We start from the raw sequence: 11,017 nt of genomic DNA, 5'->3' as shown, positions 1-11,017 counted from the left end.
TTCATCGCCCCGCTTGTGTCGCCGATGCTCAGCGTTGGCCGGTCGTTGGTGCCGGTCAGGGTGATCGTCACGTTCTTGCTCACCGTCGCCCCGAAGTCATCGGTCAGCGTCACCGTGAACACTTCAGCCTTGGTCTGGCCCGCGGCCAGGTACTGCGCCGCGCTGTTGTTCAGCGTATAGGTCCAGCCCACGCTGCCCGCCGCGTCGCCGGTGCTCTCGTCGCCGACACTGGCCACCAGCGTACCCAGCGCACCGGCTGGCGCGCTCACGCTGGCCACATGCCCGTGATCGGCCAGGTCGACATCGCCGAAGGCGAAGCTGCCGCTGGCCACCGTTGTGCCGTCTTCGGTCACCGCGCCGCTTTCGACTTCGGCTGCCGTCACCGTCGGTGCGTCATTGGTGCCGGTGATAGTGATGGTCACATTCTGCGTTGCCGACGATCCATGACCATCGCTGATGGTGACCAGGTAAGTTTCGGTTACTGTCTGTCCCTGGGCCAGGTACTGCGCTGCCGCATTGTTCAGGTTGTACGTCCATTGCACCGAACCGTTGGCCGCGTTCGCGGCTTCGCTTACCGACGAGAGCATGAACGTTCCAAGATGAGTGGCGTTGCCCCCCGCCGGTGCGAACGTCGCCATGTGCGTGTCACTCAGGTCGACGTCGTTAAAGACAATCGTGCCGCTGGCTGTCCGCGAGTCGGTCGTGCTGGCAGTGGTGTCGGCGTCTTCGGTCACCGTGCCGGCCTGCGCACCGAGGCTGATCGTCACACCATCATTCTCGCCCGAAAACTGCACGGTAGCAGTGGCCCAACTGAGCGTTCCATTGCCGAGGCGAATCGCATAGGTAAAACTGTCCGTCAGGAGCTCGCCAGTCGCAAGCGCCTGGAGCTGTGCCTTGAAAGCAGACGAAAACGTGGCGGCGTCGTAGCCGACCTTACCGTCCGAGGTGATCCAGATCTTTGCACCATTCAAACTGGTGTCAGAACTCGTCGCCTCGGCCCTCGCCGTATCCTGGGTCAGGAGGTCGGCCGGAGCATAAGTCTTGGTGGCAGTAGAAAGACTGTCCGCATTATCGAGTGACCAGAGCGACTTCGCGTTGCCGCCAAGGTCATTGGACATGACGTCCCAATACACGACCCCCAGCAGATTTTCATTGGTGCTGAAGACGTCATCCTTCGCCTGCGGCGTGTTGGAAAACGAGGTAACGGTTCCGCCGCTGGTAGTTGTAGTGCTAGCCATGTCTTTCTCCCAAGAATGTCACCCTGAGCAAAAAACCGCTGTGGGCCACCAACCGCCACAGGCCGATTCTTCCTCACCCCACGTACACCTCACTCAACCGGCACCAGCCGGCTGGTCAGCAGTTTCACGCCTGCCCCGGTCCTGCCGCCCTGTGGCTCAATGCGCACGATTTGTCCTTGCGCCTTGAACTTCATGGGGCCGCCGGGCGTGTCGAGTTCGATCTCGAACTCAATCAAGCTACCCATCTGCTGCTCGCTATCGGTTTCGAAATACAAACCGGAGGCGCTGATGTCACGGGTGACACCGTGGCTCCCGCCGGTCAGTTGCAGCGACAGGGTGACTTGTTCACGGGGCTCGACTCGATATGTGCCTTTCATGGCTGCAGTCTAAAAGGACCCTTGTTCTTTACATGAGCGCGCTATCCCTTTTTTCTGGGAGTCAATCAGCCATGAAAACAGTGTTTTACGGGACAAATGTCATGGGAGGGTTGCCGCAAGCGCTATAGAAAAAAGCTACAGCCTGCAACGATTGCTATCATGATCAACTAACACAACCCGCCTAAAGAGGCAGCGACCTGCATGCCAATACAAGTCCTGTTAGTAGCTCTACCGCTCGTGGCCTGGGGTCTTGAGCGTCTGGTGGAAAGTGCGCAACCGCGGTTGATGCTGGCCGGTTCGGTGGCGTCGGTGGCGCAATACCTGCATTCGCTGCACCAATACACGCCGGATGTGGTGGTACTGGACCTGGACAGCGAGGACTGCATCAAGTCGCTGGCCGACTTGCACAGCCAGACCAAAGCCAAGATTCTGGTGGTGACAGGGTCGAGCGACGTGGCGCTGCATGACAGTGCGGTGCTGGCGGGCGCACGTGGCGTAGTGGATAAGCGGGAGTCGGCATCCGCATCAATACTGCTCAAAGCCATAGAAAAAGTGCATGACGGCGAACTCTGGATCGACCGCAATGCAACCAGCCGTATCTTCCTTGAACTGGCGCGCAAGAAAGCCAAGCGCGAAATAGACCCGGAGCAACACAAAATCGCCAGGCTAACGCGTCGCGAGCAGCAGGCCATTGCATCCCTGGCCAGCGACCCCTCAGCCCCAGGCAAGCTGGTAGCCGAGAAGCTGCACATCAGCGAGCACACGCTGCGCAATCATTTGACATCGATCTACAGCAAGCTGGGCCTGACGAACCGCGTGGATCTGTATGCCTACGCACACAAGCACGGGCTTTTCACAAGTGACTGAGGACTGCGGCAACATGCCGGGCGTGTTGCCGCAGTTTGATCTTGTCCCACTGATTCCTCTGCGAGGAACCGCCCTACCACCGCGCCGGTCAAGCAGCCCCTCATATAAAATAAAAAGGAATATTAAAATAATTATTAATTCCTTTGAAGAATATAAACAATCTCCTATAACTGTCCGAAACCGAACACCTCGCAAGTGTTTCCAGGCAAACAGCACTTCAACAAAAATTGCCCGGCAGCAACACACCAACCAAAGAAAATCAAAAAAAAACTTTGATTTCATATAGATAAATATTGGTTCGGTTCTTGCTGAGCACTGCCATCGACTCTGTTTGTAGAGCGACAGCACAGGAATCAGACAATGACTGCCCCCTTGAACGTAATCGCAGTATCCGGCGGTGCCTACCGCCCTTCCCGTACCCAGGTGCTCAGCCAGGCCATTCTCGACGAGGTCGCAAACCGTCTGAATATCGTTGGCCGGGTCATCGAGCTTGCCGATCTTGCCCGCGCCGTGGGTGGTGCCCTCAGCCGCAAGGAGCTGCCTGCCGAAGTCGAAGCACAGTTGCAGGCCATCGAAAATGCCGATCTGTTGATCGTCGCTTCGCCGGTCTATCGCGGTTCCTATCCGGGCCAGTTGAAGCACCTGTTTGACCTGATCGACCAGGACGCCCTGATCGACACACCGGTGCTGCTCGCCGCTACGGGCGGCAGCCCTCGTCACGCGCTGGTGATCGATCACCAGCTACGGCCGCTGTTCAGCTTCTTCCAGTCGCTGACCCTGCCGCTGGGCGTGTATGCCAGCGAAGCCGACTTCAGCAATTACCGCATCAGCTGCGACCTGCTCCAGGCTCGCATCGGCCTGGCCGTAGACCGTGCCCTGCCATTTTTCAGCAGCCACCAACGCTTGCGCCAGAGCGCCTGAGGAGCAGCACGATGAATGTTTTCTGGTTCCTCCCGACCCACGGCGACGGGCACTTCCTTGGCACCAGCCAGGGCGCTCGCCCGGTGACCCTCAACTACCTCAAGCAGATTGCCCAGGCGGCGGATGGCCTGGGCTATTACGGGGTGTTGATTCCGACCGGACGCTCCTGCGAGGACTCGTGGGTCATCGCCTCGGCCCTGGCCCCGCTGACTGAACGCCTGCGCTATCTGGTGGCGATTCGCCCGGGAATCATCTCGCCAACGGTGTCCGCACGCATGGCCGCCACCCTCGACCGGTTATCCGGCGGGCGCTTGTTGATCAACGTGGTGACCGGGGGTGACCCGGACGAAAACCGTGGCGATGGCATCCACCAAAGCCATGCCGAGCGCTATGAAGTTACCGATGAGTTCCTGCAGATCTGGCGGCGTGTGCTGCAAGGTGAATCCGTGGATTTCCATGGCAAGCATTTCCAGGTGGAAAACGCCAAGGCGCTCTATCCACCCGTGCAGCGACCTTACCCTGCGCTCTATTTCGGTGGTTCTTCGGATGCTGCCCATGACCTGGCGGCCGAGCAGCTCGATGTCTATCTGACGTGGGGTGAACCGCCGGCCGCGGTGGCCGAAAAGATCGCCGATGTCCGCACCCGGGCAGCCAGGCATGGGCGGACCGTGAAGTTCGGTATCCGTCTGCATGTCATCGTGCGCGAGAGCGCTGCCGAAGCCTGGCAGGCCGCCGACCGGTTGATCGAGCACATTTGCGACGAGACCATTAGCGCTGCGCAAAAGTCATTCGCGCGCTTCGACTCCGTAGGCCAACGCCGCATGGCCGCCCTGCATGACGGTCGCCGGGACAACCTGGAAATCGCCCCCAACCTGTGGGCCGGCGTCGGTCTGGTGCGCGGTGGTGCAGGCACGGCACTGGTCGGCGATCCACACCAGGTGGCCGCACGCATCAGGGAATACGCCGACCTTGGCATCGAAAGCTTCATCTTTTCCGGATATCCGCACCTCGAGGAAGCCTATCGTTTTGCCGAACTGGTGTTCCCGTTGCTACCCGAACCCTATGCCAGCCTGGCAGGTCGGGGTGTGACCAATCTCACCGGACCCTTTGGCGAAATGATCGCCAATGATGTCCTGCCACGGACACAGAACCCATGAACCTGGCGCCAGGCACCAGCCCGGCAACCACTACAGAACCAACGAGGAGTTGCGCGTGAGCACCCAACCACAAACGGCTGTACTGAGCCCCTTGCAGATTGCGCGCAAACTGGCCGCCACCTTCGCGCAAACCGCCGCCGAACGGGACGAACACGGCGGTACGCCGAAGGCCGAGCGCGATGCCCTTCGTCACAGCGGCTTGCTGGCCCTGAGCATCCCCACCCAGTTCGGTGGCCTGGGTGCCGACTGGAGCGAGACACTCGGTGTAGTCCGCGAGTTTGCCAAGGTCGACAGCTCGATCGCCCACGTCTTCGGCTTCCAGCACCTGATGCTGGCCACCGTGCGCCTGTTCTCCCGCCCCGAACAATGGCAGCCCTGGTTCGAACAAACCGCCCGCAACAACTGGTTCTGGGGCAATGCCCTCAACCCCCTCGACACCCGCACGGTGGTGAAGACGTTTGATGGATGGCGCGAGTTTTCCGGCAAGAAAAGTTTCTGCTCCGGCGCCAGCGACTCGGAAATGCTGATTGCTTCGGCGGTCGACGAAAGCGCCGGCGGCAAGCTGCTGATCGCGGCCATTCCCAGCGGCCGGACCGGCATCACCCTGCACGGCGACTGGAACAACATGGGCCAGCGGCAGACGGACAGTGGCAGCGCCACCTTCGAGCGGGTGCGAGTGGAAGAGTCTGAGCTGCTGCTTGATCCAGGTCCCTTGAGTACCCCGTTTGCCTGCCTGCGGCCACTGATCGCCCAACTGCACTTTGCGCACATTTTCCTCGGTATCGCCGAAGGGGCTTTCGAGGAAGCGCGCCACTACACCCTCAAGGAGGGGCGCCCGTGGTTCACCTCCAAGGCCAGCCATGTCAGCGAGGATCCCTACATCCTGCGCCACTACGGCGAATTCTGGGTCGGCCTGGAAAGCGTGCGTGTGCTGGTTGAACGTGCCGCGGCACAACTCGACGAAGCCTGGCGCAAGGGACACGGCCTGGGCGGCGAAGAGCGGGCGCAACTGGCGCTTTCGATCGCCTGCGCCAAAGTGGCGGCGACCCGTACCGGCCTCGACCTGTGCACCCGCCTGTTTGAAGTCACCGGGGCCCGCGCGACTCACGCCTCGCTGCGGTTCGACCGCTACTGGCGCAACCTGCGCACCCAGACACTGCATGACCCGGTGGACTACAAGATTCACGAACTGGGTGACTGGGCGCTGAACCAGAACCGCCCTACCCCTACTTTTTACTCATGAGCGAGGGAGCCCATGCAACTGCTGACTCTGCCCCCATCCCCATCGTTGGCCACGTCGATACGGGCCACCGCCCAGGTCTTCGAAGACCCCAAGTCGCAAGCCCTGCTCGCGCATCTGCAACAGGTGGCGCCGAGCGAGGCCAGCGTCCTGATCATTGGCGAAACCGGAACCGGGAAGGAGTTGGTCGCCCGCCATATCCATAACCTCAGCCGACGCAGCCAGGGTCCGTTTGTGGCGGTCAACTGCGGCGCCTTCTCCGAATCACTGGTCGAGGCCGAATTGTTCGGCCATGAGAAAGGCGCCTTTACCGGCGCCATCAGCGCCAAGCCGGGCTGGTTCGAAGAGGCCAACGGCGGCACCTTGTTCCTCGATGAAATCGGCGATCTGCCAATGCCTGTGCAGGTCAAGCTGCTGCGTGTACTGCAGGAGCGTGAAGTGGTGCGACTGGGGTCGCGCAAGAGCATCGCGATCAACGTCCGGGTGTTGGCGGCGACCAATGTGCAGCTGGAGAAAGCGATCAACGCCGGGCATTTCCGCGAAGACCTCTACTACCGCCTCAACGTGGTCAGCCTGCATCTGCATCCGCTGCGTGACCGCCCCGGCGACATTCTGCCCCTGACCCGACACTTCATCCGCACCTACAGCGAACGCCTGGGGTATGGACAGATTGCCCTGAGTGCCGACGCCGAACGCAAGCTGGCGGACTATGGTTGGCCCGGCAACATTCGCGAGCTGGAAAACGTCATCCACCACACCTTGCTGATCTGCCGCGACGGTCTCGTGCGGCAGGAAGATTTACGCCTGTCGAACTTGCGTATCGAGCGTCAGGAGGAAAGAGTCAGCACCTCTGAAGAATCAGCCCAGGCGCTGCTGCAACGGGCGTTCAAGCGCCTGTTCGAAGAACATCAGGGGGCGCTTTACGAGAAGGTCGAGGACAGTTTGCTGCGCGCCGCCTATCAGTTCTGCCATCACAACCAGGTGCATACCGCCAGCCTGCTCGGGCTCTCACGCAACGTGACCCGGGCACGCCTGATTGCCATCGGTGAGCTGGTGGTCAACAAGCGCCGCGCCGTCAATGACGAGCCGGACAACCGGGTTATCCAGCTATCGATCTGATTGCCCGGCGCTGCCGCCGCCAACGGCCGGCTCAGGCACTGGCCCGCTCGACCCGATCGGCAATCTGTCGTGCCTGTTGCAGCAACGCATCCCACCCGCCACTGGCGGCCTCCACGCGCACCCGCAGGCAACCCAGCGCACGGCCCTGGATGCGTTCGATACCGCCTTGCACCAGGTGCGTCCGGCAGCCGAACAGCGCGGCGATGGCCGACAGCTCCGGCTCGTGGCCACTGGCTCCGGTGTAATGCAGATCCAGCAGTATCCCGGCCGGTTCCTGTGCTGACGACGCCTCATGCCCAGCAGGCAGCAACGTGCCAAGCAAGGCGCGGGTGACGTCGTGTCGCGGGTCACCGAACACTCGCCAGACATCGCCCTGCTCGACCACCCGGCCATGCTCCATGACCACCACTCGGTCACACAGATCGCGGATCACCTCCATCTCGTGGGTGATCAGCACGATGGTCAGGCCCAGGCGCCGATTGATATCGCGCAGCAGCGCCAGAATCGCCTGGGTGCTCTCCGGATCGAGTGCCGAGGTTGCCTCGTCGCACAGCAGCAGATCGGGCTGCAACACCAACGCACGGGCAATGCCGACCCGCTGTTTTTGCCCACCGGAGAGTTGTGCCGGGTAAGCGTCCCGCTTGTCTTCCAGCCCCACCAGGCGCAACAGTTCGTCAACTCGTCGCTCGCGCTCGGCGCGCCCGATGCCCGCCAGCCGAAGCGGCAGGCCAACGTTGTCGCCGACGGTTCTTGAGGCCATCAGGTTGAAATGCTGGAAGATCATCCCGGTGCGCTGGCGCAAACCGGCCAGACGCGCACGATCGAAGCCGACGATGTCCTCGCCCTCGATCAATACCTGGCCACTGCTCGGTGTTTCCAGACGGTTGAGCGAGCGCAGCAGCGAGGACTTGCCGGCGCCACTGCGACCGATGATGCCGAACACTTCACCGCGGCGAATGTCCAGGTTGATGTCGTGCAACGCCTGCACGCTCTGCTGCCCGACCCGGTAATGCTTGCCCAGCCCCACCAGGCGTATATGCACGGCGGGGGCCAGGGCCTGCGGATTGAAACTGACCATGAATGAATGTCCTGCACAAACAAATGTGACCATGCCCCCCCTGTGGCGAGGGAGCTTGCTCCCTCGCCACAGAAAGAGCGTTCGTCTTCGAGTGAACGGTATGGCTGCCGATCAGAAGCCGGGAGCGATCTGGCCCTTGTAGCGCGTCAGGATGAAATCGCGCACTTGCGGCGAGTTCAGTGCCTTGGCCAGTTTCTGGATACCAGGATCATTGAGGTTGTCCGGGCGGGCGACCAGGAACTCGACGTACAGGTCCTTGCCCTTCTCGACGATCAGCGCGCTGTTGGTGTCGATACCGGCCTCCAGTGCGTAGTTGGCAAATACGAAGGCCAGGTCCACCTGGCTGACCGCACGGGCCAGCAGCGCACCTTCCAGCTCGCGAATCTTCAGCTTGTGCGGGTTTTCGGCGATATCGTGTTGCGTCGACAAGGTATTGCTCGGGTCCTTGAGCTTGATCAACCCCGCCTCGTGCAACAGCACCAGTGCGCGCCCGGTGTTCACCGGATCGTTGGGAATGGCGACACTGGCGCCTTCCGGCAGATCGGCGAGTTTCTTGATCCGGGTCGAATAGGCACCAAAAGGCTCGATGTGCACGCCCACTACCGGTACCAGATCGGTATGCCGGGTCTTGTTGAAGTCATCGAGGAACGGCCGGTACTGGTAGTAGTTGGCGTCCAGGTTTTTCTCGGCCAGTTGCAGGTTGGGCTGGATGAAGTCGCTGAAGACCTTGATATCCAGGTCGACACCCTCCTTGGCGAGTGCCGGTTTGACGAACTCCAGAATTTCCGCGTGCGGAACCGGGGTGGCACCCACCACCAGCTTTTCGTTGGCGTGGGCGCTCAGGGACAGAACGGCAGCGAGGGCGGCCAGGGTCTTTTTCATGCTCATGACTCCAGAATGATCGGAAAGTGGCCGTCGTGAGGTGGACGTAGGGCCTGCAGCAGCGGTACCCGGCTGCTGCGTTCGGGTATGCAGGGCGCTCAGCGCCTTGTGTAATGTCGGACCAGGCGATCGCCGCTCATCTGCAATGCCTGCACCAGCAGGATCAGCAGCAGCACGGTGACCACCATCACATCGGTCTGGAAACGCTGGTAACCGAAACGAATCGCCAGGTCCCCCAGGCCACCGCCGCCCACCACCCCGGCCATGGCGGTGTAATCCACCAGCACGATGGCGGTCACCGTGACCGCGGCGATCAGCCCGGTGCGGGCTTCAGGCAACAAGGTGTAGAGGATGATTTGCGCAGTACTCGCGCCCATCGATTGCACGGCTTCAACCAGCCCGCGATCGACTTCGCGCAAGGCGCTTTCCACCAGCCGGGCAAAGAACGGCGTACACCCGACCACCAGAGGTGGAATGGCGCCGCGTACGCCCAGCGAGGTGCCGGTGACCAGGGTGGTTACCGGGATCAGCACGATCAACAGGATGATGAATGGCATCGAGCGCAGCACGTTGGCCAGCACCGACAACAGCCGGTAGAGCCGGGGCGATTCAAGCAACTGGCGCTGGCCCGTCAGGTACAACAGCACGCCGAGCGGCAGCCCCAGCAACACCGTGCAGCCCAGTGCCACGCCGAGCATGCTCGAGGTGTCCAGGCAGGCCTCGGCCACTTCGCTCCAGTTGACATGGGCGAACCACTCGTTCATCGCCGCTCTCCCGCCCGCAACGCCGCGACCGGATGCGGCGCAGCCAGCCGATCGCCCTGACCGAAGAGCTTGTGCCGCAGGGTGCCCTCCTCGTACTCGCGCTTGAACAGGCCCCGGGCCTGTAACTCCGGCACCAGCAGATCGACCACCGCCCCAAAGGTCTCGGGCGCGACCACGCTGGCCAGGTTGAAGCCGTCGACGTCGGTCTCCTCGACCCACTCCTGCAACTGATCCGCCACCGTCTGTGCCGAACCCACCAGGATCGGGCCATCACCGCCGATAGCGCAGTAGTCGGCAATTTCCGCGGTGGTCCAGGTGCGATTCGGGTCGGCGCGGGTGAACGCCTCGACGGCCGACTGGATGGCATCGCTCGGCACTTCGCGCAGCACCTGGTCCGGCGTGTATTCGCCGAAATCGATCCCGGTCCAGCCCGACATCAAGGCCAGGGCCCCGCTCGCACTGGCGTACTCGCGGTATTCACGCAGGCGCTCCAGGGCCTCGGCATCCGTCGCGGCGACGATGACCGTGAGCTGCTCGAACACCAGTACCTGATCAGCCTGGCGACCGGCCGCCTGAACCGCGGCACGCAGCTGCGCGACCTGTTGTTTGAGCACCACCTTGCTCGGTGCGGCGACAAACACGCACTCGGCATTCGCCGCCGCGAAGACCCGACCACGGCTCGACGCGCCGGCCTGGTAGATCACCGGAGTGCGCTGTGGCGATGGCTCGCTGAGGTGGAAGCCGGGCACGCTGAAGAACTCGCCCTGATGATCGATGCCGTGCACCTTGCGCGGATCGGCGTACACCCCGCTGGCGCGGTCGGCCTGCACCGCACCCTCCTCCCAGCTGGCTTCCCAGAGTTTGTAGCAAACCTGCAGGTACTCCTCGGCCAGCGCATAACGCTGATCGTGGGACAACTGCCGTTCCTGGCCCATGTTGCGCGCGCCACTGCTCAGGTAGGAGGTGACGATGTTCCAGCCGGCACGCCCCGACGTCAGGTGATCGAGGGTCGACATGCGCCTGGCGAACGGAAACGGATGCTCGAACGACACCGACGCCGTGACGCCAAAACCCAGATGCCGCGTCGCTGCGGCCATGGCCGGCACCAGTTGCAACGGATCGTTGACCGGCACTTGCGCTGCACTGCGCAGCGCCTCGTCGGCACTCCCCTGGTAGACGTCATAGACGCCGAGCACATCGGCGATGAACAGGCCGTCGATCTTGCCGCGCTCCAGGGTTTTCGCCAGTTCGATCCAGTAATGGATGTCGGTGTAGCGCGTGGACTGATCACGCGGGTGCCGCCACTGGCCGGGCGACAAATGCCCGACGGTGTTCATGCTGAAGGCGTTGAGACGAATTTGCTTGGGCATCTGC

The 11,017-nt window shown here is 62.1% G+C and carries 11 protein-coding genes; 5 read left to right on the top strand and 6 right to left on the bottom strand.

What is annotated here, in order from left to right; all coding sequences use genetic code 11:
* Both ACLD1X_RS22270 and ACLD1X_RS22265 read right to left on the bottom strand, forming a co-directional pair.
* Positions 1–1,238 (bottom strand): VCBS domain-containing protein (locus ACLD1X_RS22270; RefSeq protein ID WP_429371352.1); only part of this gene is annotated, 1,238 nt, incomplete at its 3' end.
* A gap of 89 nt (positions 1,239–1,327) precedes the next feature.
* Positions 1,328–1,615 (bottom strand): PilZ domain-containing protein, encoded by a 288-nt coding sequence (locus ACLD1X_RS22265; protein WP_429371350.1) that lies wholly within the window; start codon positions 1,613–1,615, stop codon positions 1,328–1,330.
* 201 nt (positions 1,616–1,816) lie between these two features.
* Here ACLD1X_RS22265 and ACLD1X_RS22260 point away from each other — a divergent pair, with 201 nt between their 5' ends.
* The 5 genes from ACLD1X_RS22260 (at position 1,817) to ACLD1X_RS22240 (ending at position 6,919) form a co-directional block, all read left to right on the top strand.
* Complete coding sequence (locus ACLD1X_RS22260) at positions 1,817–2,482, top strand: LuxR C-terminal-related transcriptional regulator (protein WP_429371348.1); 666 nt, start codon at positions 1,817–1,819, stop codon at positions 2,480–2,482.
* 360 nt (positions 2,483–2,842) lie between these two features.
* Positions 2,843–3,403: an FMN reductase gene (gene msuE / locus ACLD1X_RS22255; RefSeq protein ID WP_429371346.1), complete on the top strand. Its 561-nt coding sequence runs from the start codon at positions 2,843–2,845 to the stop codon at positions 3,401–3,403.
* Positions 3,404–3,414: 11 nt separating this feature from the next.
* On the top strand, positions 3,415–4,560 hold the full coding sequence (ssuD, locus tag ACLD1X_RS22250) for an FMNH2-dependent alkanesulfonate monooxygenase (RefSeq protein ID WP_429371344.1): 1,146 nt from the start codon (positions 3,415–3,417) through the stop codon (positions 4,558–4,560).
* Between the two features lie 55 nt (positions 4,561–4,615).
* Positions 4,616–5,803: an acyl-CoA dehydrogenase family protein gene (locus ACLD1X_RS22245; protein ID WP_429371342.1), complete on the top strand. Its 1,188-nt coding sequence runs from the start codon at positions 4,616–4,618 to the stop codon at positions 5,801–5,803.
* Positions 5,804–5,815: 12 nt separating this feature from the next.
* Entirely contained in the window at positions 5,816–6,919 is a 1,104-nt protein-coding gene (locus tag ACLD1X_RS22240) for a sigma-54 interaction domain-containing protein (RefSeq protein WP_429371340.1), read from the top strand.
* Between the two features lie 31 nt (positions 6,920–6,950).
* On the opposite strand, the gene ACLD1X_RS22235 is transcribed toward ACLD1X_RS22240, so the two are convergent.
* The 4 genes from ACLD1X_RS22235 to ACLD1X_RS22220 all read right to left on the bottom strand — a co-directional run bounded on the left by ACLD1X_RS22235 (position 6,951) and on the right by ACLD1X_RS22220 (position 11,013).
* Positions 6,951–7,997, bottom strand: coding sequence for a methionine ABC transporter ATP-binding protein (locus ACLD1X_RS22235; RefSeq protein WP_429371338.1), 1,047 nt, complete (start codon positions 7,995–7,997; stop codon positions 6,951–6,953).
* A gap of 111 nt (positions 7,998–8,108) precedes the next feature.
* Positions 8,109–8,879 (bottom strand): MetQ/NlpA family ABC transporter substrate-binding protein, encoded by a 771-nt coding sequence (locus tag ACLD1X_RS22230; RefSeq protein ID WP_429371335.1) that lies wholly within the window; start codon positions 8,877–8,879, stop codon positions 8,109–8,111.
* Positions 8,880–8,977: 98 nt separating this feature from the next.
* A complete protein-coding gene (locus tag ACLD1X_RS22225; protein WP_429371333.1) occupies positions 8,978–9,643 on the bottom strand; it encodes a methionine ABC transporter permease in 666 nt (221 codons plus the stop codon).
* Positions 9,640–11,013, bottom strand: a complete 1,374-nt coding sequence (locus ACLD1X_RS22220) for an LLM class flavin-dependent oxidoreductase (protein ID WP_429371331.1) — start codon at positions 11,011–11,013, stop codon at positions 9,640–9,642. Before ACLD1X_RS22220 ends, ACLD1X_RS22225 begins: the two co-directional genes overlap by 4 nt.
* Between the last annotated feature and the right edge of the window lie 4 nt (positions 11,014–11,017).

The sequence above is a fragment of the Pseudomonas sp. 18173 genome, from assembly GCF_050432945.1.
GTDB lineage: Bacteria > Pseudomonadota > Gammaproteobacteria > Pseudomonadales > Pseudomonadaceae > Aquipseudomonas.
This window is presented reverse-complemented; position numbering and strand designations above follow the sequence as displayed.